We start from the raw sequence: 22,583 nt of genomic DNA, 5'->3' as shown, positions 1-22,583 counted from the left end.
GCGGTCGTGCCCGAGCCTACCGAACGACGTTCTGGTTAGCTGGACCCGACCACTCACTCTCACAGGAACGAGCGGCTGCGGTCGCGCGTCTTGAGGTGGATCTAGCGCTTGGACTTGCCCCGGGTCGCGCCGCCGCGCCCGCGCAGAGTCACTCCGGACTCGCTCAGGATGCGGTGGATGAACCCGTACGACCGGCCAGTGGAAGCGGCCAGAGCGCGGATGCTCTCACCCGCGGAATAGCGCTTCTTGAGATCGCTGGCCAGCTTTTCCCGGTCGGCCCCGGTCACCCGGGTGCCCTTCTTCAGAGTCTCGGCCACGAGTACCTCCTGTAGTGCCAGACTTCCGCAGCGTTACTTCAGCCCATGATCAGTCATTTCGACGGGATCGGCTACCTACTCCGCGGGAAAAGATCCCTACCCGCTCAAATTAAGATCAGGCAAGCGCCACAAGATCGGAAAATTCGTCGCTCCATGCGTCTTCTACTCCGTCTGGCAACAGAATCACCCTATCCGGCTTCAGCGCCTCCACGGCGCCCTCGTCATGGGTGACCAGCACAATCGCGCCCGTATAGGAGCCGAGGGCGGTGAGCACCTGATCGCGGGAGGCCGGATCGAGGTTGTTGGTGGGCTCGTCCAGCAGCAGCACGTTGGCGCTCGACAGCACCAGCGTGGCGAGCGCCAGACGGGTCTTCTCACCGCCGGACAGGACCCCCGCCGGCTTGTCCACGTCGTCTCCGGTGAACAGGAACGAGCCGAGCACCTTGCGCAGCTCGACGTCGGCGAGGTCGGGGCCCGCGGAGCGCATGTTCTCCAGCACCGTGCGCCCGGCGTCGAGGGTCTCGTGCTCCTGCGCGTAGTAGCCGAGCTTGAGCCCGTGGCCGGGCAGGACCTCGCCGGTGTCGGGCTTCTCGATGCCGCCGAGCAGGCGCAGCAGGGTCGTCTTGCCCGCGCCGTTCAGGCCCAGGATGACGATCCGGGAGCCCCGGTCGACGGCGGCGTCGACGTCGGTGAACACCTCCAGCGAGCCGTACGACTTGGACAGGCCGCGGGCCGTCAGCGGCGTCTTGCCGCAGGGCGCCGGCTGGGGGAAGCGCAGCTTGGCGACGCGGTCCGACCGGCGCTCGCCCTCCACGCCCGAGAGCAGCCGCCGGGCGCGGCGCTCCATGTCCTGGGCCGCTTTGGCCTTGGTGGCCTTCGCCCGCATCCGGTCGGCCTGGGACAGCAGGGCGGACGCCTGCCGCTCGGCGTTGGCGCGCTCCCGCTTGCGCCGCTTCTCGTCGGTCTCCCGCTGGGTCAGGTAGGCCTTCCAGCCGACGTTGTAGGTGTCGATGACGCAGCGGTTCGCGTCCAGGTGGAGCACCCGGTTTACCGTCGCTTCAAGAAGGTTGACGTCGTGGCTGATGATCACCAAGCCGCCCTGGTGGGAACGCAAAAACTCGCGAAGCCAGCCGATCGAGTCCGCGTCGAGGTGGTTTGTGGGCTCGTCGAGCAGGAGAGTCTCCGCCCCGCTGAACAGGATTCGAGCCAGTTCGACCCGCCTGCGCTGCCCTCCGGAGAGGGTCTGCAGCGGCTGGCCGAGAACCCGGTCGGGCAGCCCGAGGCTGGAGGCGATCGAGGCGGCCTCCGACTCCGCGGCGTAACCGCCGAGGACGTGCAGGCGGTCCTCCAGCCGGCCGTACGCGCGCACCGCCCGGTCGCGCACGCGCGGGTCGTCGGCGGCCATCCCGGCCTCGGCCTCGCGCAGTTCGCGCAGCACCTCGTCGAGCCCGCGGGCCGACAGGATCCGGTCGCGCGCCAGCACGCTCAGGTCTCCCGTACGGGGGTCCTGCGGCAGGTAGCCGACGCTGCCGGAGATCGTGACCGAGCCCGTGGCGGGCAGGCCCTCGCCCGCGAGGACCTTGGTGAGGGTGGTCTTGCCGGCGCCGTTGCGCCCGACCAGCCCGATCTTGTCGCCCGGGTTCACCCGGAACGAGGCGCCCTCGATGAGCAGGCGGGAACCCGCGCGAAGTTCGACGTCGGTGGCGATGATCATGATGAAGGGGACACTCCCGTGGATGATGCGGACAGGACCGGTGCCGGGAGCGATCAGTCGGGAGCGCTCATGGGCTCAAGTGTAGTGCCGCCGTCGCCGCCGCCGGCTGCGGCGAGTGCCCGCCCACCCGCCGGTCAGGGGTCGAGCAGCCGGATCCGCACGGCGCGGAACAGGTCCGGGGCGCCCTCCAGGACCGCCGGCCGGGGATCGGGAACGGTGAGGAACGGCCCGGCCTCCAGGGCGAACAGCGGCGCGAGACGCCGGTCCTCCCGGATCTCGTCGATCGCCCGCCGGTCCCCGCCGAGCACCAGCGCCTCCAGGTCGGCCAGCCGCGGCGTCAGCAGCCGGAAGGCCACGTCGGCGGCGGCCCGCAGCGCCTCGGCCGACTGCTTGTCCCTGCGCCGGGCGAAGCGCTGCTGGGACCATCCCCCCGCCGCGCTGCGCCCGTGGACCTGACGCGACCCGGCCTTGGCCGCGACCAGGCGGGTGCCGGTGAAGACGCCGGCGGCGTGCCCGCCGAGGCGGGCCAGCAGCACGCCGACGGTCCGCTCGCGGCAGGCGTGGGCCACCAGCGCCGCCGCCGGGGCCGGGAGTCCGGGAGGCGCCAGGCCCGGCGGCGGGCGCAGCGGCGGGAACGGCACATGGCACTCGGCGACCGCGCCGTCGGCCGCGTCGAGACGCACGACGTCCGGCAGGGTGACCGCCTCGATCGGGCCGTGCCGTGCGGCGAAGCGCGCGATCCAGCCCGCGAGCCGCTCGGGGGCCACCGAGACCCATCTGCCGCCTCCGGCGGCGGGCCGTCCCGTCATGGCTGATCAGACTACCGGTGTGGTCGTTTGCCGGATTCCCTCCAACTGATGGGGAAATGTAGGTGAATTTCCCACTGTAAGCGTCAACGACCCCCGGGAGTCGTCCCACAATTCACCCCGTGACGCTCCCCTCCTCCCCGGCGTCGCCGGTCGCCGCGTCCGTCCCGGGCGCCCCGTCGGCGTACCACCCGGACGACCCGCAGGGACACCACCCGGCGGGCCTCGTGCGGCGGTACACCCCCGCCGCCTCCGCAACCGGGCCCCTGCCCTCGCCCTTCGCCCCGGGGACTCCCCACGCAACTCACCACGGAAGCCACCACGGAAGCCACCACGGCACCCACCACGGCGCTCCGCTCCGCCCGGCCGTCCCGCTGTTCCTGCCGGTGGTCGACCTCGACACCGGTGGCGCGATCGCCGTACAGGTGGTCCCCGAGGACCCCGGCGGCGTCGCGGGCGGCGTGGGGGGTGTGGCGGACACGGTGAACGGCGTGCTGGCCGCGGCCCGCGAGGAGACCGCGCTGCCGCTGGTGCTGCCGATCTCCGCCACCGTCGTCGCGGCCGGTTCGGCCGGCACGGCGCCGCTGCACGAGGCGCTGCGGATGTGCAACCGCCGTCCGCGCGAGGTCATCCTGATGATCGAGGGCGACCTCGCGGCCGTGGGGCGGACCGCCCTGCTGTCCGGGATCGACGGCCTGCGCGCGGTGGGCTACCTCGTCGCCTTCGGCGAGCTCGGCACGGCCCCGCTGCCGCTCGACCTGCTCGCCGACGCCGCGCCGTACGTGATCGCGCTCTCCGGCGATCTGGTGGCGCGGGGAGCGCGGGACCCCCGGCGCGGCGCGCTCGTGGAGTCGCTCGTCCGCCTGGCCCGCGGCGCCGGGGCGCACGTGCTCGCTCCCGGCGTACGCGAGGAGACGCAGCTCGCGGCGGTGCGCGGCTGGGGCATCAGGCTCGCTCAGGGCCCTCTGCTCGCGCCGCTCGACTGGCGGCCCTCCCACGGACACAACCGCGTCCACGTGCCGCTGCCGGTGCCGGAGGCCGAGGCCGTCCCGGCCGCGCCGGGCCTCACCGGGCCGGGCGGCTATGGATTGGGACCACGCGTGCAGGAGTTCCTGCTCCCGGCGGTGACGCTGCCGGCCGGCTCGACGGCCGAGGAGGTCGTGGGCGTGCTCAGCGCGGAGCCCTCGATCACCAGTGTGGTGCTGGTGGACGAGTACCAGCGCCCGCAGGGCAGCGTCGACCGCAGCCGGTTCCTGCTGTTCATGGCCGGGGCGTACGGCCACGCGCTGCACGCGAAGAAGCCGGCCAGCCGCCTGGCCGACCCCCCGAAGATCGTGGCGAAGACCACCCCGGCGATCGCGGCCATGCAGGTGGCCGGGCGCGACAACACCCGCGCGTACGACGACCTGGTGGTGGTCGACGAGGTGGGCCGGTGCATGGGCGTGGTCCGGATCAGCGACCTGCTGCGCCACGTCGCCGAGATCCAGGCCGCCCGCTGACCCGGCCGGGTCAGAGCCAGCCCTGCGCCTGGGCCTTCTGGACGGCCTCGATGCGGTTGCGCGCCGCGGTCTTCTGGATGGCCGCCGACAGGTAGTTGCGCACCGTGCCCTCCGACAGGTGCAGCCGCAGCGCGATGTCGTTGATGGTCGAGCCGTCCGCGGCGGCCGACAGCACGTCCCGCTCGCGCGGCGACAGGGGGTTCGGCCCTGCGCTGAGCGCCGCGGCGGCCAGCCCGGGGTCGATCACCCGCTCTCCCCGGAGCACCCGCCGGATGGCGGCGGCCAGGTCGCGCGCCGGGCTGTCCTTGACCAGGAACGCCACCGCCCCGGCCTCCATCGCCCGGCGCAGGTAGCCGGGCCTGCCGAAGGTCGTGAGGATCACCACCCGGCACCCGGGGACCCGCCGGCGCAGCTCCTCGGCGGCGGCGATGCCGTCCCTGCCGGGCATCTCGATGTCCAGCAGCGCGATGTCCGGCCGGGTCGCCTCGGCGACCTCGACCGCCTCGTCGCCGTTCGCCGCCTCCCCGACCACCTCGATGTCGGGCTCCAGACCGAGCAGCGAGGCCAGCGCGCCCCTGACCATGCTCTGGTCCTCCGCCAGCACGACCCTGATCATTCGGCCAACCTATCCGCGGCGATCTCCGGAGTGGGAGGGCGGGTGAGGTCCGGGGGCGGCGCGACCCTGATCCGCACCCGGAACCCCCGCCCGCCGCTCTCGACCTCCAGGTCGCCGCCCGCGGCGCGCGCCCGCTCGCCGAGCCCGGTCAGGCCGTTGCCCGGCCGGTACGGCCCGCCGCGGCCGTTGTCGGCGACCTCCAGCACGGCGCCCCGCTCGCCGTACGACACGGTGATCTCGCAGCGGGTGGCCCTGGCGTGCCGTACGACGTTGGTGGTGGCCTCGCGCACGGCCCAGCCGAACAGGCCGTCGAGGTCCTCGGGCAGCGGCGCGCCGGACGTGCGGGCGGTGAGGGCGATCCCGGCGGCGGCCAGCGCGGCGCGGGCGCCGTCGATCTCCTCCGGCAGCGAGCTGCGGCGGTAGCCGGTGACGGCCTCGCGCACCTGGAGCAGCGCCTGCCTCGCCACCGCCTCGATGTCGGCCACCTCCCCGGCCGCCTTCGGCGACCCCTGCTCGGCGAGCCGGCGGGCGAGCTCGCTCTTCAGCACGATCAGCGAGAGGCCGTGTCCCAGCAGGTCGTGCAGGTCGCGGGCGATCCGCAGCCGCTCCTCGGCGGCGGCCAGCCTGGCCACCTCGCTCTGGGCCTCCTTGAGCTTGCCGATGAGGACGCGGGTGTTGCGGACGCTCATGAACAGCACGCCGAGAGTGGCGGTCTGCAGCACGAGCATCCACAGCAGCCCGTCCTCGGCGCCGATCACCAGGCCGTCGGCGATCAGGAGCGCCGCCATGGCGCCGATGCCGAGCACGGCGCGCCGGGGCGGCAGGGCCATCGCGTAGACGACGGCCAGGTAAACCGGCAGGGTCAGCCAGCTCTCGCTGTGGAACACCAGCGGGAAGGCGGCCCCCATCAGGGTCGCGAGACCGAGCAGGGGGAAAATCCACCGGGGCCGGTGGCCGAGGCCGCGCGGGCCCAGCACGACCGTCAGGTAGACGCTCACGAAGGCCGCGAGCGCGACCATCCGCCAGACCGCCTGCGCCGTCCCCACCCTGCCGTCGATCACCTCGGCCACCGGGTAGAACAGGTAGATCAGGCCGAGCGACATGCCGATCAGCCGCCGCAGGCGGTACGGACCGTCGTCCGGTCCGCCGAAGCTGAAGATCCTGGCCAGCCGGCTCATCGCGCCGCCCCTCTCCGGATCAGGCGCGGACCACGGCGCGTCGGTAGACGAACACCGCGACGGCTCCCAACGCGACGGCCCAGGCGACGATGCCCGCCACGTCGGGCCCGTACGGCGCCTGCCCGGCGACGATGCGCCATCCGATGCCCGCGTAGTCGTACGACGGCAGCACCCTGGCGACGTTCCGCATGGCCTCCGGCATGAGCGACGTGGGGAACCACAGGCCGCCGAGCAGGGCCAGGCCGAACATGGAGATCATGGCCACGGGCTGGGCGGTGTCCGGCCGCAGCATCGAGCCGATGGCGAGGCCGAGCGCCACGAAGGGGATGGTCCCGATCCACATGAACGCGAGCAGCCCGGCCCACTGCCCCGCCGGCAGCGACACGTGCTGGGTGAGCACCGCGGCCAGCCCCACCAGCACCAGCGCGGGCAGCACCAGCAGCAGGGACGCGACGAGCTTGGTCGCGAGGATGGCCCAGGCGGGCAGCGGGGTGATCTGGAGCTGCCGCAGCCAGCCGCTGTGCCGTTCCTGCGCCCAGGGCACGGCCGTGGACATCACCGACGAGGCGAGCGCGCCGTACGCCGCCATGTTGACCATCAGCAGCACGCTGCCCTTGATCCCGGTGGTCTCGTCCGTCTGCGCGCCCCACAGGTTCGAGTACAGCAGGTAGAAGCCGAGCGGGAAGGCGACGACGAAGATGACGTACCGCTTGTTGCGCAGCATGCGCAGCACTTCGACCTTCAGGTAGTGCGGCATCGTCACGACTCCTTGGTGAGAGCGAGGAAGGCGTCCTCCAGATCGGCCCCGTGGACCTGGAGATCGCGCACGTCGAGGGTGGTCTTCCGGTACAGCGCCTCGACCGTCGAGTCGAGGTCGGTGGTGCGCAGCGTGACGCGGCCCGCCTGGAGCTCCACGCCGGTCGTGCCCGGCAGGCTCTCCAGCCCGGCGGCCGGCTGGTCGCCCAGCCGGAAGCTCACCGTCTGCCCGGCCACCCCGGCCTTGATCTCGGCGGCGGTGCCGTCGGCCACGACCCGCCCCCGCGCGATCACGACGACCCGGTCGGAGTTCTCGTCGGCCTCCTCCAGGTAGTGCGTCGCAAACAGGATCGTGCGCCCCTGCGCCGCGTATCGGCGCATGTTCTCCCAGAACGTACGGCGGGACTCGACGTCCATGGCCGCGGTCGGCTCGTCGAGCAGCAGCAGCCTCGGCCCGCCCGCGACCGCCAGGGCGAAGCGGACCCGCTGGGTCTGCCCGCCGGAGAGCCGGTTCGCCCGCCGCCCGGCCAGCTCGGTGAGGTCGGCGAGCCGGAGGATCTCCTCGCGCGGCAGGGGGTTCGGGTAGAGCCGGCGGACGAAGTCCACGGTCTCGGCCACGGTCAGCTCGGGGATCAGCTCGCCCTCCTGGAGCATCGCGCCGATCTCGCCGTGGGCGACGGCGGTCTCCGGCGGCTCGCCGAAGACCCGGATCTCGCCCGCCGAGGGCCTCAGCAGGCCCAGCAGCATGTTGATGGAGGTGGACTTCCCGGCCCCGTTCGGCCCGAGGAGCGCGACCGTGCTGCCGGCCGGGACCTCCAGGTCGAGGCCGTCGACCGCGAGCACGTCGCCGTACCTCTTGGTGACGTCCGTGAAGGAGATGGCGTTCATGCCGACAAAACTAGAAGCGTGCCGGGAAACGCGGCAGTGGGATGCCTCCGGCCTCCGCGATGACAAATGTCATCGCGTGCGGCCGGCCCCACGGGTCACAGGCGGCAGGCGAAGATGGCGGTGACGAGGATCGCCTTGGCGCCGATCTCCCAGAGCTGGTCCATGACCTGCTGGTGGCCCTTGCGCGGGACCATCGCCCGCACCGCCACCCAGCCCTCGCGGTGCAGCGGGGAGACGGTCGGCCCCTCCATGCCCGGGGTGATCGAGATGGCCTCGTCGATGCGCTCGGCCCGGATGTCGTAGTCGATCATGACGAAGTCGCGGGCCACCAGCACGCCCTGCAGGCGGCGGATGAGCTGCTGGAAGCCGTTAGCCTCCGGCGCCCCGGCCCGCTTGATCAGGATGGCCTCGGAGTGCGCGATCGGCTCCCCGAAGACTTCGAGCCCGACGTTGCGCAGCGTCGTGCCGGTCTCCACCACGTCGGCCACCGCGTCGGCGACGCCGAGCCTTATCGCGGTCTCGACCGCGCCGTCGAGCTTGATCACCCGGGCGTCCACGCCCTGGTCGGCCAGGTACTTGCCGAGCAGCCCGGCGTACGAGGTGGCGATGCGCAGGCCGGACAGGCCGGCCACGCCGGAGTGGGCGCCGGCCGGGGCGGCGAAGCGGAACGTGGACCGCCCGAACCCGAGCGGCATGACCTCCTCGGCCGGCGCCCCGGAGTCGAAGAGCATGTCGCGCCCGGTGATGCCGGCGTCCAGGGTGCCCTCGCCGACGTAGACGGCGATGTCGCGGGGGCGCAGGAAGAACAGCTCGCAGGAGTTCTCGGAGTCGACGACCACGAGTTCCTTGCTGTCCCTGCGCTGGCGGTAGCCCGCCTCCTTCAGCATGGTCTGGGCGCCCTCGGAGAGCGCGCCCTTGTTCGGTACGGCGATGCGCAGCATGAGTGAAAGATCCTTCCAGGCAGGACGAGGTCGATGAGATTCAGGACATCCGGGGCCGCCGCGGCGGCTACAGATGCTTGTAGACCTCGTCCAGCCCGATCCCGCGGGCCAGCATGAGCACCTGGACGTGGTAGAGGAGCTGGGAGATCTCCTCCGCCGCCCGCTCCGCCGACTCGTGCTCGGCCGCCATCCAGCTCTCCGCGGCCTCCTCGACGACCTTCTTGCCGATGGCATGGACACCGGCGTCCAGCGCGGCCACGGTGCCGGACCCCGCGGGCCGGGTCCGGGCCTTGTCTGTCAGCTCGGCGAACAGCTCTTCGAAGGTCTTCATGGTCTCTCTCGGAATCGTGGGCCTGCCCGTTCAGGGTATCGGCCCCAGGGTAGTTGCGGACGCGGGGAGTCCGCGCCCCGCGTCCACCCTGCGAGATCACAGGGCGAGATCACGCCCGCGTCCGGCCGGACTCAGCCGAGGATCTTGCGGGCCAGCCGGAGCTGCTCCAGGGCCTGCTGCGACTCCCCGCCCTCGTGGCCGTTGAACGGCCACACGGTGATGTCCTTCGGGCCGGCGTAGTGGTTGTACGCCCCGAACACGGTGGAGGGCGGGGTGACGCCGTCGCGTAGGGCGACGGAGAACCGGGCGGGCGTGCGGGCCCGCGCCGCGAAGTGCAGCCCGTCGAAGTAGCCGAGCGTGGCGAAGATCTCCTCGACCCGGGTGCGGTGGATGCCGCAGAACCGCCCCAGCTCGCCGTACGGGTCCTCGTCGGTGATCTCCACCGCGTGCCGGATGTCGCACATGAACGGCACGTTGACGAACGCGTACGCGAGGTCCGGCACGAGCGCCGCGGCGGCCAGCGCCATGCCGCCGCCCTGGCTGCCGCCGGTCACGACGACGCGCCCGGCGTCCACGAGGGGATGCGACCTGGCCGCCTCCACCGCCCGCACGACGTCGGTGTAGAGCCGCCGGTAGTAGTAGTCGTGCCGGTCGAACACGCCCTGGGTGAGCTTGCCGGGGATCTGCGCGCCGTTGCCGCCGACCGGGTCGGGCGTGTCGCCCGAGCGCCAGGTGCCGCCCTGCCCGCGGGTGTCCATCACGAAGGTCGCGTAGCCCGCGGCGGGCCACAGCAGCCAGTCGTGCGGCCGGCCGCGGCCGCCGCCGTACCCGATGAACTCCATCACACACGGCAGCGGGCCGGACGCGCCCGCCGGCGCGATGAACCACCCCTTGATCGGATGCCCGCCGAACCCGGCGAACGTCACATCGGCCACGTCCACCAGCGCGAGGTCCGCCTCGTACGGCTCGAAGACGGCGTTCAGGTCGTGCTCGCGCGCCTCGGCGAGCGTCCGGTCCCAGAAGTCGTCGAAGTCCGCCGGCTCCCGGCGCTCGGGCAGGTACGCACGCAGGTGGTCGAGGGGCATGTCAACGAACATGGGGGCTCCCGTGGACTGGTGGGGCATACGCCGGTCAAGGCTACACAAGTGCCTCGTTTCAGGGTTCTGACCCGGTTAAGGGTCGCCAACCGGAACGAATCTCCTGATCGGATACGGCGATCACCTGCGTAATCACGCCTGATGACCTGTAAAGCCCGGATTGACGGACTGAAAGACCCTCTTGCAACTAATCCGGTTTAGTGCTGGACTCTGCACGAATTCCACGCGTGTGAGGTGCGTCCGCACGGCACGGTCTCGCGGCGGCCGCCTCTCGGGGGCACGACATGTCAATCGATCACCGTCCGTGAGATCGGAGACCCCATGCGACGAACGACAGCGGCCGCCCGCGCCGCCCTCATCACCGGCCTGATCACCCTCGGCGCGGGCTGCGCGACGAGCGGCACCCCGGAGACCCGGCAGGCCGACGCGAACGCCCCCGCCGCGATCACGTGGTGGTCCACCGGAGGCGACGACGAGAGCGCGGCCTTCCAGAAGGCGGCCGACCTGTACACGAAGTCGCACCCCAATGTGACGATCAAGGTGCAGACGCTGAGCTGGGACGACGCGTACGCCAAGCTGCTCGCGGCCTCCACCAGCCGCAGCGGGCCGGACGTCGTCTCCGGCGGCATGACCTGGACCATCCAGTTCGGCCTGCGCGGCGGGATGGTCGACCTGCGCAAGTACGGCGTCGAGCAGCTCAAGGCGCAGGCGCAGCCCGCCCAGTGGAAGTCGGCCGTCTCCCCCGACGGCACCGTCTACGGCATCCCGCTCGACATGTCCACCGAGGCCCTCTACTACCGCACCGACCTGTTCGAGAAGGCCGGGATCAAGGAGCCGCCCGCGACCTGGGACGAACTGACCGCCGACATCCGGAAGCTCAAGGACGCCGGGGTCAGGACGCCGTTCGGCATCGACTGGGGCAACCTCGACTGGATCGGCTACTTCAACTTCCTCTACCAGGCCGGCGGCAGCTTCTACACGCCGGACTGCAAGCCCTCGCTCGGCACCCCCGAGGCCGAGCGGGCGCTGTCGTTCTGGATCGACCTGCACCACAAGTACGGCGCGCCCACCGACACGGTCACCACCTCGGACGCGCTGGACGCGGGCACCGCGATGGTCTACGGCGGCAACTGGAACGCCCTCGTCATCGACACTTCCAAGCCCAAGCTGAAGGGCAGGTGGGCGGTGGCCCCGCTGCCGGCCGGCCCGGCGGGCCCGACGACCTTCATCGGCGGCCGGGCGGTCGGGGTGACGTCCTACAGCAAGCACATCCAGCAGGCGGCCGACTTCGTGAAGTACCTCTACACCGACGAGGCGGTCGACGCGGTGAACGCCGAGTCGAAGGCCCGCAACGTCTCCTACCTCCCGCCGCGTCCGGACAAGGTGGCCGACTCTCCGTTCCAGCCGCAGCAGTCCGAGGTGTTCGCGAAGATCATCAGCACCGGCGCCGCGGCCCCCGGATGCCCCGGCTGGGACGAGAGCGCGGGCGACGTGGCCAAGCACCTCCAGTCGGCGATCCTCGGCAAGGCCGACATGAAGACGGCCCTGGGCGAGGCCGCCAAGGTCATGGAGCGCAACGCCGGCTGACCGCCCGCCCACGGCCGCGGACCGGCCGGTGACACCTGACCTCTCACCGGCCGCGGCACCCCTCACCGGCCGCCTCGCGTCCGTACGGACCGCGGGGCGGCCCCCTTCCGACTGGAGAATCTGATGGCAACCCCTGCCGCCGTCTCCCGGCACCGATGGCGCCGCCACGGCACGTCCTATCTGATGCTGCTGCCGTTCCTCGCCCTGTTCGCCGGCTTCCTGGTCTGGCCGCTGGCCAACTCGCTCTATCTCAGCTTCACGAGGTTCGACGGGGTGACCGCCCCCGAGTTCACCGGGCTGGAGAACTTCCGGCGCCTGCTGTTCGACGACGACCGGTTCCGGCACGCCCTCGGCAACACGTTCCTCTACGTGGTGGCGTCCGTCGGCATCGGCACGCTGCTGTCGCTCGGTCTCGCGCTGGCCTTCAGCGGGTCGGGCTGGCCGCACCGCGTCATGCGGACCGTCTTCTTCCTGCCCTCGGTGACCTCGTCCATCGCGCTCATGCTGCTCTGGAAGTGGATCTTCAATCCGGGCGACTTCGGCCTGGCCAACACCGTCGCCGGATGGTTCGGCGGCCGGGCAGTCGAGTGGCTGGCCACGCCCTGGCTCACGATCCCGATCCTCGTGCTCATGTCGGTGTGGGGCGGGATGGGCTACGGCATGGTCCTGTACGTCGCCGGGCTCAACACCATCCCCCAGGAGTACTACGAGGCCGCCCGCATCGACGGCGCCACGCCCTGGCAGCAGTTCCGCCGGGTGACGCTGCCGCTGCTGCGCCCGGTCACCACGTACGTGGTCGTGACCGGCCTGATCGGGGCGTTCCAGGTCTTTGAAGCCGTCTACATCGTGTTCCGGGGCACCAACAACATCGGCGGCGTGCTCGACTCGGGCCTGATGATCGTGCCCTACCTCTACGACCAGGGCTTCACGCACTTCAAGCTCGGCTACGCCTCGGCGATCGCGTGGGTGCTCTTCGTGATCATCTTCGCGCTCAGCATGGTCAACCTCCGCATCGGCCGCGCCCTGAAGGAGCTCTGATGACCGTCCGGCCCGGCGGCGCCCGGCGCGGCGTCCTGCTGCGCCTGCCGTTCTACCTGCTGTCGCTCACCATGATCGCGCCGTTCTACTGGATGGTGATCACGGTGTTCAAACCGGTGACGGAGATCGACAGGCAGCCGCCGTCGTTCGTGCCCGAACACCCCACCCTGGACAACTTCTACGACCCCGGCTACTCCCCCACCGCGGTCAACCCCGGCCATCTCCAGGGCATCTTCCAGCGGTTCCAGGTCGACTTCGGCTTCGGCCGGTTCATGTTCAACAGCCTGGTGATCACGGTCGCGATCACGGCCGGCTCGTTGCTGATCGCCTCGCTGGCGGCGTACGTGATCACGAAGCACCGGGTGCCGGGCAGACGGCTGATCTTCCTGATGATCGTCGCCTCGATGATGGTGCCCTGGCAGACCACGCTGGTGCCCAACTACGTCATCATGCGGAACCTGGGCTGGCTGGACACCTACCAGGGCTACGTCGTCCCGGCGCTGGCCAAGGCGTTCGTGCTGTTCTTCCTGGTGCAGTTCCTCCACTCGATCCCGGACGAGCTCGTCCAGGCGGCCCGGGTCGACGGGGCCGGGGAGTGGCGCATCTGGTGGCGGATCGTGCTGCCGCTGCTGCGCCCCGCCCTCGCCGCGATGTCGATCTTCATCGTGCTCGCCGAGTGGAACAACTTCCTCTGGCCGCTGATCCTCGTGCAGAGCGACGAGATGGCGAACATCCCGGTCGCGCTCGCGCGCCTCAACTCCTACTTCACTGGGGCGCAGAACCAGGGAGCGATCATGGCGGGCGGCCTGCTCGCCTCTCTGCCGTCGATCGTCTTCTTCCTGGTCTTCCAGCGCTACTTCACCCGGGGGATCGTGCTGAGCGGCCTCAAGGGCTGAGCGACGCCGCCGGGGACGCACCGGGAAAGCACCGAGGGGAGGGATCGCGATCAGCATCCGGATCGCGATCCCTCCCCTCGGGAGGGCCAGTCGGAGAAGGCGCCGTCAGAAGGCCCGGGTCAGGCGGCCTGGGTCAGAGGCGCGTCAGCGGCCGGTGTACCGGCGGCCGCCGCCGCGCCCGCCACCGCTGTAGCCGCCACCGCCGCCACTGCCACCGCGGGGACGTCCGCCACCGCCGTAGGAGCGGTCACCGCTGTGCGGCCGGTCAGCACTGTGCGGCCGGTCGCCGCCGTAGGAACGCTCGCCGTTGAAGGAACGGTCGCCACCGGCACGCCCGGTGCCACCGCCGCCGCCACCGCCGCGGGAACGGTCGCCGAAGCGCCGGGGGCGGCCGGCCCGGGACTGGTCGTCCGGCCGGGACCGCAGCGGCGTACGCACCTCCGGTTCCCACACGGGCACCGTGTCGCCGCTCGGCCGCCTGGCCCCGGCGATGTCGGCCAGGATCGGGTCGCCCGGAGCCACCCGGTGCCGGGATGCGACGACCCCCGCCTTGCGGGTCAGCGACTCGGTGGCGCGGCGCTCGCTCGGCAGCACCAGCGTCAGAACCACCCCGTGCTCGCCGGCGCGGGCCGTACGGCCGCCGCGGTGCAGGTAGCTCTTGTGGTCGGCCGGCGGGTCCACGTGCAGCACGAGACTCACGTCGTCCACGTGGATGCCGCGGGCCGCGACGTCCGTGCAGACGAGCACGCCGATGTCGCCCCGGCGGAACCCGTCGAGGATGCGGGTGCGCTGGTTCTGCCGCTTGCCGCCGTGCAGGCCGCCGGCGCGGACCCCCGCCCGGGCCAGTTGCTTGACGACCCGGTCCACGCCGTGCTGGGTCCGCACGAACAGGATGGTCCGCCCGTCGCGGTTGGCGATCTCCGCCGTGACGTCCGTCTTCTCCTCCCGGTGCACCTGGAGCAGGTGGTGCTCCATCGTGTCGACGGGGGAGGTGGCCGGGTCCAGCGAGTGGACGACCGGGTCCGTCAGGAACCGCTGGACCAGCTTGTCCACGTCGCCGTCGAGCGTCGCGGAGAACAGCAGCCGCTGGCCGTCGGCCGGCGTGCGCGCCAGCAGCGCGGTCACCACCGGGAGGAACCCAAGGTCGCACATGTGGTCGGCCTCGTCCAGGACGGTGATCTCGACCTCGCCGAGGTCGCACTCGCCCTGCTCGATCAGGTCGGTGAGGCGGCCGGGCGTGGCGACGACGACGTCGACCCCGCGGCGCAGATCCTCGATCTGACGGCCCATCGGCATGCCGCCGACGACGGTCCTGGTGCGCAGCGACAGCCCCCGGCCGAGCGGCTCGATGGCGTTCGCCACCTGGAGCGCGAGCTCGCGGGTGGGCACGAGGACGAGGGCGCGGGGCCGCCGGGGGCGGGCCCGCTCCCCCGCGATCCTGGCCAGCGTGGGCAGGCCGAACGCGAGGGTCTTGCCGGAGCCGGTCCGGCCCCGCCCGAGGACGTCGAGTCCGGCGAGGATGTCGGGAATGGCCGCCTGCTGGATCGGGAACGGCGCTGTGATGCCCTGCCGGGCGAGCCCCGTCACGAGCGGCCTGGGCAGTCCCAGATCCGCGAACTCAACGGGGTTCTCGGTGATACCGGCGGTCGCGCCGTCACCGAGGTCAAGCATGGTCACGTAATCGTGCCTTTCGTAGGAGATCCCGCCACGTGGGCGGGTTGAGAACGTGCCGGAGCACGCGGGGCGTCACTTCTGCGAAAGGACGACCCATGACGTACGGCGAGCCGTACCGATCGGGGCGCGGCACGCCGATGACTGACCGGCGGCCCTGGGCCCGGAGAACCGTGCGCCCTGAAACCGTGCACCCAGAGAACCACAAGCCGGCGTCCGGTGCGGTGGGCCGCCTGGCGGCGGCTTCCCGCGGACACTCGACTCGCGTCGCACAAGATGGAGCAAAGAATCACTCTACGGCATTCCCGCGCGGCGCGGGGCGACGCGGACCCGCGCGGCGGGATGAGCACCGGCGGGCGGCCTCCCGGCGGAAGGCCGCCATGGACGGGCAGCGGGACGGATCAGACGTTGAAGCCGAGCATCCTGAGCTGGTCGCGGCCCTCGTCAGTGATCTTGTCCGGGCCCCACGGCGGCAGCCAGACCCAGTTGATGACCACGTTGGAGACCAGGTCGGCGAGCGCCGAGTTGGCCTGGTCCTCGATGACGTCGGTGAGGGGGCAGGCGGCGCTGGTGAGCGTCATGTCGATCGTCGCGATCGGCCGCTCACCCTCGCCGGCCGGGTCGAGGTTGACGCCGTAGACGAGGCCCAGGTCGACCACGTTGATCCCGAGCTCGGGGTCGACGACGTCCTTCAGCGCCTCCATCAGGTCGTCCAGACTGGGAGACCCGTCGAAGGCGCCGGGCTCGGCGGTCTCGGTCACGGTTCCCGTCGGGGTCTCGGTGGGCTTGCTCACGTCGTCTCCTCAGCTCTTCTCCCGGGCCGGTCTGTGCGCCCAGCCAGGGTGTCAACACCGGTGGGGTGTCCGGTCATCCCTGGCTCCGCATCAGCGCGTCCTTGTAGGCCATCCAGGCCAGCAGCGCGCACTTGACCCTGGCCGGGAACTTCGCCACGCCGGCGAACGCCACGGCGTCGCCCAGCACGTCCTCGTCGGGCTCCACCTGGCCCCTGCCCTGCATCAGCCGGGTGAACTCCTCCACCACCGACAGCGACTCGTCCACCGTGGAGCCGGTGGCGAGCTCGTGCAGCACCGAGGCGGCGGCCTGGCTGATCGAGCAGCCCTGGCCGTCGTAGGACACGTCGAGCACCTTGCCGCCGTCGGCCACCTTCACCCGCAGCGTCAGCTCGTCGCCGCAGGTGGGGTTGACGTGGTGAACCTCGGCGTCGAAGGGCTCACGCAGGCCGCGCCCCTGGGGATGCTTGTAGTGCTCCAGGATCAGCTCCTGGTACATGGATTCAGCGATCATGTTCAGCCGAACACCTTCTGCACGTGGTGGAGGCCGCGGACCAGTGCGTCGATCTCGGCCGTCGTGTTGTACAGGTAGAAAGACGCCCGTGTGGTGGCCGGGATGCCGAACCTGAGATGCAGCGGCCGGGCGCAGTGATGACCTACCCGGACCGCGATCCCGTACACGTCGTCGAGGATCTGCCCCACGTCGTGGGGGTGGATGCCCTCCAGCGTGAACGAGATCGTGCCGCCGCGGGCGATGGGCGTGCGGGGCCCGATGATCCTGAGGCCGGGGATCTCCGGCAGCGCCTCCAGGGCGTACGCCACCAGTTCCTTCTCGTGCGCCTTGATCTGGTCCATGCCGACGGCGTTCAGGTAGTCGACCGCCGCGCCGAGCCCGATCGCCTCGACGATGGGCGGCGTCCCGGCCTCGAACTTGTGCGGCACCGGCGCGTACGTCGAGTGGTCCATCCAGACCGCCTCGATCATCTCGCCGCCGCCGAGGAACGGCGGCATCGCCTCGAGCAGCTCACGCCGGCCCCACAGCACGCCGATACCGGAGGGACCCACCATCTTGTGACCGGTGAACGCGACGAAGTCGACGCCCAGCTCGGCCACGTCCACGGCCTGGTGCGGCACGGACTGCGACGCGTCGAGCATCATCAGCGCGCCGACCTCGCGCGCCCGCGCCAGGATCGGCGAGACCGAGTTGACCGTGCCCAGCACGTTCGACTGGTGCGTGATCGAGACGATCTTCGTCCGCTCGTTGACCAGCTCCTCCAGGCCCTCGACGTCGAGGCGGCCCTCGTCGGTCACCGGGAACCAGCGCAGCGTCGCGCCGGTGCGCTGCGCGAGCAGCTGCCACGGCACGATGTTGGAGTGGTGCTCCATCTCCGAGATGACGATCTCGTCGCCGGGGCCCATCCGGAACCGCTCGTCCTCGCCGACGGGGTTGCCGAAGGCGTACGCCACGAGGTTGAGGGCCTCGGAGGCGTTCTTGGTGAAGACGATCTCGTCCCGCGACGGCGCCCCGACGAACGCGGCGATCTTGTCGCGGGCCTCCTCGTACGCGACGGTCGACTCGCTGCCGAGCACGTGCAGGGCCCGGCCGACGTTGCCGTAGTGCCAGGTCAGGTGGTCGCGCATGGTCTCGACCACCTGGGCCGGCTTCTGGGAGGAGTTGCCGGAGTCGAGGTAGACCAGCGGCCTGCCTCCGGGAAGCTCGCGGGTGAGGACCGGGAAGTCCTTCCTGATCCTCTCCACGTCGAAGCCGGACACGGCACTCATCAGGCGGACGCCGCCTTCGTGGTGTACGCCTCGTAGCCCTCGGCCTCCAGCTTGTCGGCCAGCTCGGGGCCGCCCTCCTCCACCACGCGCCCGCCGGCGAAGACGTGGACGAAGTCCGGCTTCACGTAGCGCAGGATGCGGGTGTAGTGGGTGATCAGCAGCACGCCGGTGTCGCCGGAGGCGCGGAACCGGTTGACGCCCTCGGAGACCACGCGCAGGGCGTCGACGTCGAGGCCCGAGTCGGTCTCGTCCAGCACCGCGATCTTCGGCTTGAGCAGCTCCAGCTGGAGGATCTCGTGCCGCTTCTTCTCACCGCCGGAGAAGCCCTCGTTGGTGTTGCGCTGGGCGAACGCCGGGTCGATGGACAGCGCGTCCATGCCCGACTTCAGCTCCTTGGCGAACTCGCGCAGCTTCGGCGCCTCGCCGCGGACCGCGGTGATCGCCGAGCGCAGGAAGTTCGACACGCTGACGCCGGGGACCTCGACCGGGTACTGCATGGCCAGGAACAGGCCGGCGCGGGCGCGCTCGTCCACCGCCATGTCCAGCAGGTCCTCGCCGTCGAGCAGGACGGTGCCGGAGGTGACGGTGTACTTGGGGTGCCCCGCGACGGCGTACGCCAGCGTGGACTTGCCCGAGCCGTTCGGGCCCATGATGGCGTGCGTCTCGCCGCTGCGGACCGTCAGGTCGACGCCGCGCAGGATCTCCTTGTCGCCCACGGCGACGTGCAGGTCACGAATCTCAAGGGTGGACACTGGTATTTACTCCTTCGAGAGCGAGACGTACACGTCGTCGCCTTCGATCTTGACTCGGTAGACGTTGACGGGCCTGGTCGCGGGCGGCCCGGTGGGCTTGCCGCTGCGCAGGTCGAAGCAGGAGCCGTGCAGCCAGCACTCCAGCGTGTTGTCGTAGACCTCGCCCTCGCTGAGGCGGACCTCGGCGTGCGAGCACACGTCGCGCAGGGCGAAGACCTCGCCGCCGGTCCGCACCAGCGCGACCGGCGTGTCCTCGACCTCCAGGCCGACGACGCCCCCGTCGGGGATGTCGGCGACCTGGCAGACCTTCTCCCAGCGGGGCTCCCCGCTCATCGGGCCAGCTCCGCCTCGACCGCGGACAGCACGCGCTCGCGCAGCTCCGGAAGCTGGATCTTCTCCAGCAGCTGGGCGAAGAACCCGTGGATGACCAGGCGGCGGGCCTCGTCGAACGGGATGCCGCGGGCCTGCAGGTAGAAGATGTGCTCGTCGTCGAGGCGGCCGGAGGCGGACGCGTGGCCCGCTCCCGCGACCTCGCCGGTGAGGATCTCCAGGTTCGGCACCGAGTCGGCGCGGGCGCCGTCGGTGAGGATGAGGTTGCGGTTGAGCTCGTAGGTGTCGGTGCCCTCGGCCTCGGCCCGGATGATCACGTCGCCGATCCAGACCGCGTGGGCGGCGTCGCCCTGCAGCGCGCCCTTGTAGGTCACGTTGCTGCGGCAGTTCGGCACGCTGTGGTCCACCAGCAGGCGGTGCTCCAGGTGCTGCCCGGCGTCCACGAAGTAGAGCCCGGTGAGGTCGGCGTCGCCGCCCGGGGCGGTGTACGACACCGAGGGCGACAGCCGTACGAGGTCGCCGCCGAGGGTGACCACGAACGACCGGAACGTCGCGTCCTTGCCGAGCCTCGCGTGGTGGTGGGAGACGTGCACGGCGTCGTCGTCCCAGTCCTGCAGGCTGACGACCTTCAGCGTCGCGCCCTCGGCCACGTCGAACTCGACGTTGTCGGCGTAGACCGCGCTGCCGCGGTGGTCCAGGACCAGCACGGCCTCGGCCATCGGCTCCACCGACACGAGGATGTGCCCGTAGGCGGCGGCGCCGGCCCCGGACCCGCGCAGCGTGATCACGGTGGGCCGGGAGGCGGCCGTCATCCTCGGCACCGTGACGACGGTGGCCTTCTCGAACGACGAGTACGCCTGCGCGCTGACCCGGTCGGCCGGGGTGTAGGCCCGGCCGAGCCGGGCGTCGTCGCGGGCGACGGTCTCGACGCGCACCTCGGGCGCGGCGTCGACGTCCACCACGACGCCGCCGGTGACGGCGGCCGTGCCGTCGTGCAGCCCCTTCAGCCGCGCGAGCGGCGTGAAGCGCCACTCCTCCTCGCGGCCCGTCGGCACCGGGAAGTCCGCCACGTCGTACGACGCCTTCTCGTGCAGCGTCGACAGCGGTTTGGTCTCCAGGCCCATCAGCCGACCGCTCCTTCCATCTGCAGCTCGATCAGGCGGTTGAGCTCCAGGGCGTACTCCATGGGCAGCTCGCGGGCGATCGGCTCCACGAACCCACGGACGATCATGGCCATCGCCTCGTCCTCGCCGAGGCCCCGGCTCATCAGGTAGAACAGCTGGTCCTCCGACACCTTGGAGACCGTGGCCTCGTGGCCCATCGAGACGTCGTCCTCGCGGACGTCGACGTACGGGTAGGTGTCGGACCGGCTGATCTGGTCGACCAGCAGCGCGTCGCACTTGACGGTCGAGGCCGAGCCGGCCGCGCCCTCGTCGATCTGCACCAGGCCGCGGTAGGACGTGCGGCCGCCGCCGCGCGCGACGGACTTGGAGATGATCGTCGAGGAGGTCTTCGGCGCGAGGTGCACCATCTTGGCGCCCGCGTCCTGGTGCTGGCCCTCGCCGGCGAAGGCGACCGACAGCGTCTCGCCCTTGGCGTGCTCGCCCATGAGGTAGACGGCCGGGTACTTCATCGTGACCTTGGAGCCGATGTTCCCGTCGATCCACTCCATGGTCGCGCCCTCGTACGCCACGGCGCGCTTGGTGACCAGGTTGTAGACGTTGTTCGACCAGTTCTGGATCGTCGTGTAGCGGCAGCGGGCGCCCTTCTTCACGACGATCTCGACGACCGCCGAGTGCAGCGAGTCGGACGAGTAGATCGGCGCGGTGCAGCCCTCGACGTAGTGGACGTAGGAGTTCTCGTCCACGATGATCAGCGTCCGCTCGAACTGGCCCATGTTCTCGGTGTTGATCCGGAAGTAGGCCTGCAGCGGGATCTCGACGTTCACGTTCGGCGGCACGTAGATGAACGAGCCACCGGACCACACGGACGTGTTGAGCGCGGCGAACTTGTTGTCGCCCACCGGGATCACCGTGCCGAAGTACTCCTTGAAGAGCTCCTCGTGCTCGCGCAGGCCGGTGTCGGTGTCGACGAAGATGACGCCCTTCTCCTCGAGGTCCTCACGGATCTTGTGGTAGACGACCTCGGACTCGTACTGGGCGGCGACGCCGGCGATGAGGCGCTGCTTCTCCGCCTCCGGGATGCCGAGCTTGTCGTAGGTGTTCTTGATGTCGGGCGGCAGCTCGTCCCAGGAGGCGGCCTGCTTCTCGGTGGAGCGCACGAAGTACTTGATGTTGTCGAAGTCGATGCCCGTGAGGTCGGAGCCCCAGGTCGGCAGCGGCTTCTTGTGGAACAGCCGGAGGCCCTTGAGGCGCAGGTCGAGCATCCACTCCGGCTCGTTCTTGAGCGCGGAGATGTTGCGGACGACCTCTTCGGACAACCCACGCCGGGCCGTGGCCCCCGCCACGTCCGCGTCGGCCCAGCCGAACTTGTAATTCCCGAGGCCTTCCAGCTCCGGGCGGTCGGTGACAGTCACCTGCCGGACTCCTTGCTCGTCGTTGTGCTCGATATGTGTGCGGCCGGTGCGGGTGCGACCGGCGGATCGGTACGGCCGTGCCGCGCGGCCAGCGCGGGTGAACTGACGTGGGTGGTGCAGACACCGTCGCCGTTGGCGATCGTGGCCAGCCGCTGCACCGGAGTGCCGAGCAGCCGGGCGAACGCCTCGGTCTCCGCCTCGCACAGCTGCGGGAACGCCGCCGCGACGTGCGCCACCGGGCAGTGATGCTGGCAGAGCTGCTCGCCGCCCTTGCCGGTCTCGGTCGCGGACGCCGCGTATCCCTCCGTCGACAGCGCCTCCGCCAGCACGCGGACCCGCTGCTCGGCCGGGACCTCGCGCATCAGCGTCTCCAGCCTGCCGACCAGCCCGGACACCTGCGCCCGCGCGAACTCCGACACCGCCTCGCCGCCCAGGCGCTCGGCCAGGAAGCGCAGCGCGCTGCCGGCCAGGTCGTCGTAGGCGTGGACGAAGGCGCTGCGGCCCGCGTCGGTGATCGCGAACATCTTGGCCGGCCTGCCGCGTCCCCGCTGACCGCGGGGGCGGGCCGTACGCGGCTCGATCATGCCGTCGGCCAGCAGCGCGTCGAGGTGACGGCGTACCGCGGCCGGTGTCAGCCCGAGCCGCTCGCCGAGCGCCGCGGCGGTCACCGGCCCGTGTTCCAGGATGAGCCGGGCCACCCTGGCCCGGGTGCCCCGCTCGGCGCTGATGTCGCCCCTGCCGGCGCCGATGGCGGCGGCCTCACGCGCGGGGGACGCGGACGCCGAGAACGGCCGCGTCGCCACGGCCTTCTCCACGCTCTGTCGCCCCTGCACGTTTTTCACAACATCAGTGTGCCGTAATTCCTTCCCGGTCGACAAACCCAAGACGGGGTCGGCGGGCATGCAATTTCTCACGCAGGCAAGGCTTACCTAACCTGCGACGACGGCGCCGCGAAGGTTTTCCGTGCTCTTTACTCCGCGGACGTTCGCGAGCGGCGTCCGCCGACGAGAGCGCGCCCGCCGCTCCCTAAACTCGATGCAGTCGACGGCGTGGAGCG

Annotated in this window: 23 protein-coding genes; 4 read left to right on the top strand and 19 right to left on the bottom strand. The window is 71.1% G+C overall.

The window, feature by feature from the left end:
• Positions 1 to 101: 101 nt before the first annotated feature.
• The 3 genes from HHX33_RS11095 to HHX33_RS11085 all read right to left on the bottom strand — a co-directional run bounded on the left by HHX33_RS11095 (position 102) and on the right by HHX33_RS11085 (position 2,840).
• Entirely contained in the window at positions 102 to 317 is a 216-nt protein-coding gene (locus tag HHX33_RS11095; protein WP_030904785.1) for a helix-turn-helix domain-containing protein, read from the bottom strand.
• A 115-nt stretch (positions 318 to 432) separates the two neighbouring features.
• On the bottom strand, positions 433 to 2,031 hold the full coding sequence (locus HHX33_RS11090) for an ABC-F family ATP-binding cassette domain-containing protein (protein ID WP_182874500.1): 1,599 nt from the start codon (positions 2,029 to 2,031) through the stop codon (positions 433 to 435).
• A 134-nt stretch (positions 2,032 to 2,165) separates the two neighbouring features.
• A complete protein-coding gene (locus HHX33_RS11085; protein WP_182874499.1) occupies positions 2,166 to 2,840 on the bottom strand; it encodes an acVLRF1 family peptidyl-tRNA hydrolase in 675 nt (224 codons plus the stop codon).
• Between the two features lie 119 nt (positions 2,841 to 2,959).
• On the opposite strand from HHX33_RS11085, the gene HHX33_RS11080 reads away from it, so the two are divergent.
• Positions 2,960 to 4,336, top strand: coding sequence for an EAL domain-containing protein (locus tag HHX33_RS11080; protein WP_310741307.1), 1,377 nt, complete (start codon positions 2,960 to 2,962; stop codon positions 4,334 to 4,336).
• A gap of 10 nt (positions 4,337 to 4,346) precedes the next feature.
• Here the strand turns inward: HHX33_RS11080 and HHX33_RS11075 are convergent, their stop codons facing one another.
• The 7 genes from HHX33_RS11075 to HHX33_RS11045 all read right to left on the bottom strand — a co-directional run bounded on the left by HHX33_RS11075 (position 4,347) and on the right by HHX33_RS11045 (position 10,143).
• The gene (locus tag HHX33_RS11075; protein ID WP_117410035.1) at positions 4,347 to 4,952 is read right to left on the bottom strand and encodes a response regulator transcription factor; all 606 of its coding nucleotides are present in this window, start codon (positions 4,950 to 4,952) and stop codon (positions 4,347 to 4,349) included.
• Complete coding sequence (locus HHX33_RS11070; RefSeq protein WP_220501709.1) at positions 4,949 to 6,130, bottom strand: sensor histidine kinase; 1,182 nt, start codon at positions 6,128 to 6,130, stop codon at positions 4,949 to 4,951. Before HHX33_RS11070 ends, HHX33_RS11075 begins: the two co-directional genes overlap by 4 nt.
• 19 nt (positions 6,131 to 6,149) lie before the next feature.
• Entirely contained in the window at positions 6,150 to 6,887 is a 738-nt protein-coding gene (locus HHX33_RS11065) for an ABC transporter permease (RefSeq protein ID WP_182874498.1), read from the bottom strand.
• A gap of 2 nt (positions 6,888 to 6,889) precedes the next feature.
• Complete coding sequence (locus HHX33_RS11060) at positions 6,890 to 7,774, bottom strand: ABC transporter ATP-binding protein (protein ID WP_117410038.1); 885 nt, start codon at positions 7,772 to 7,774, stop codon at positions 6,890 to 6,892.
• A 95-nt stretch (positions 7,775 to 7,869) separates the two neighbouring features.
• Positions 7,870 to 8,715: an ATP phosphoribosyltransferase gene (gene hisG, locus HHX33_RS11055; RefSeq protein ID WP_138461186.1), complete on the bottom strand. Its 846-nt coding sequence runs from the start codon at positions 8,713 to 8,715 to the stop codon at positions 7,870 to 7,872.
• A 67-nt stretch (positions 8,716 to 8,782) separates the two neighbouring features.
• Positions 8,783 to 9,046, bottom strand: coding sequence for a phosphoribosyl-ATP diphosphatase (locus HHX33_RS11050; protein ID WP_117410040.1), 264 nt, complete (start codon positions 9,044 to 9,046; stop codon positions 8,783 to 8,785).
• 131 nt (positions 9,047 to 9,177) lie between these two features.
• Entirely contained in the window at positions 9,178 to 10,143 is a 966-nt protein-coding gene (locus HHX33_RS11045; protein ID WP_117410041.1) for an acetylxylan esterase, read from the bottom strand.
• 321 nt (positions 10,144 to 10,464) lie between these two features.
• Here HHX33_RS11045 and HHX33_RS11040 point away from each other — a divergent pair, with 321 nt between their 5' ends.
• From HHX33_RS11040 to HHX33_RS11030, 3 genes are all read left to right on the top strand, one after another.
• Positions 10,465 to 11,730, top strand: coding sequence for an extracellular solute-binding protein (locus tag HHX33_RS11040; RefSeq protein ID WP_182874497.1), 1,266 nt, complete (start codon positions 10,465 to 10,467; stop codon positions 11,728 to 11,730).
• A 123-nt stretch (positions 11,731 to 11,853) separates the two neighbouring features.
• The gene (locus HHX33_RS11035; RefSeq protein ID WP_182874496.1) at positions 11,854 to 12,768 is read left to right on the top strand and encodes a carbohydrate ABC transporter permease; all 915 of its coding nucleotides are present in this window, start codon (positions 11,854 to 11,856) and stop codon (positions 12,766 to 12,768) included.
• Positions 12,768 to 13,664 (top strand): carbohydrate ABC transporter permease, encoded by an 897-nt coding sequence (locus tag HHX33_RS11030; RefSeq protein ID WP_182874495.1) that lies wholly within the window; start codon positions 12,768 to 12,770, stop codon positions 13,662 to 13,664. Before HHX33_RS11035 ends, HHX33_RS11030 begins: the two co-directional genes overlap by 1 nt.
• Before the next feature lie 144 nt (positions 13,665 to 13,808).
• Here HHX33_RS11030 and HHX33_RS11025 read toward each other — a convergent pair whose 3' ends face one another.
• From HHX33_RS11025 to HHX33_RS10985, 9 genes are all read right to left on the bottom strand, one after another.
• Positions 13,809 to 15,335 (bottom strand): DEAD/DEAH box helicase, encoded by a 1,527-nt coding sequence (locus HHX33_RS11025; protein ID WP_182874662.1) that lies wholly within the window; start codon positions 15,333 to 15,335, stop codon positions 13,809 to 13,811.
• A gap of 401 nt (positions 15,336 to 15,736) precedes the next feature.
• Positions 15,737 to 16,129, bottom strand: a complete 393-nt coding sequence (locus HHX33_RS11020) for a metal-sulfur cluster assembly factor (protein WP_396776039.1) — start codon at positions 16,127 to 16,129, stop codon at positions 15,737 to 15,739.
• Positions 16,130 to 16,202: 73 nt separating this feature from the next.
• Positions 16,203 to 16,640: a Fe-S cluster assembly sulfur transfer protein SufU gene (sufU, locus tag HHX33_RS11015; protein ID WP_117410045.1), complete on the bottom strand. Its 438-nt coding sequence runs from the start codon at positions 16,638 to 16,640 to the stop codon at positions 16,203 to 16,205.
• Between the two features lie 2 nt (positions 16,641 to 16,642).
• Positions 16,643 to 17,908, bottom strand: coding sequence for a cysteine desulfurase (locus HHX33_RS11010; RefSeq protein ID WP_182874494.1), 1,266 nt, complete (start codon positions 17,906 to 17,908; stop codon positions 16,643 to 16,645).
• A complete protein-coding gene (gene sufC / locus HHX33_RS11005) occupies positions 17,908 to 18,660 on the bottom strand; it encodes a Fe-S cluster assembly ATPase SufC (protein ID WP_182874493.1) in 753 nt (250 codons plus the stop codon). The genes HHX33_RS11010 and sufC overlap by 1 nt, the downstream gene beginning before the upstream one ends.
• A gap of 6 nt (positions 18,661 to 18,666) precedes the next feature.
• Positions 18,667 to 18,993 (bottom strand): non-heme iron oxygenase ferredoxin subunit, encoded by a 327-nt coding sequence (locus HHX33_RS11000; RefSeq protein WP_182874492.1) that lies wholly within the window; start codon positions 18,991 to 18,993, stop codon positions 18,667 to 18,669.
• Positions 18,990 to 20,114: a Fe-S cluster assembly protein SufD gene (sufD, locus tag HHX33_RS10995; protein WP_182874491.1), complete on the bottom strand. Its 1,125-nt coding sequence runs from the start codon at positions 20,112 to 20,114 to the stop codon at positions 18,990 to 18,992. Before sufD ends, HHX33_RS11000 begins: the two co-directional genes overlap by 4 nt.
• Positions 20,114 to 21,526, bottom strand: coding sequence for a Fe-S cluster assembly protein SufB (gene sufB / locus HHX33_RS10990; RefSeq protein WP_182874490.1), 1,413 nt, complete (start codon positions 21,524 to 21,526; stop codon positions 20,114 to 20,116). The genes sufD and sufB overlap by 1 nt, the downstream gene beginning before the upstream one ends.
• Complete coding sequence (locus tag HHX33_RS10985; protein WP_310738074.1) at positions 21,523 to 22,368, bottom strand: metalloregulator ArsR/SmtB family transcription factor; 846 nt, start codon at positions 22,366 to 22,368, stop codon at positions 21,523 to 21,525. Before HHX33_RS10985 ends, sufB begins: the two co-directional genes overlap by 4 nt.
• Positions 22,369 to 22,583: the final 215 nt, after the last annotated feature.

Origin of the sequence: Microbispora sp. H10670, from assembly GCF_014161385.1 — a bacterium.
In the GTDB taxonomy this organism is placed as follows: Bacteria; Actinomycetota; Actinomycetes; order Streptosporangiales; family Streptosporangiaceae; genus Microbispora; species Microbispora triticiradicis.
Note: the sequence above shows the minus strand (reverse complement) of the source record. Positions and strands in the feature narration are given on the sequence as shown.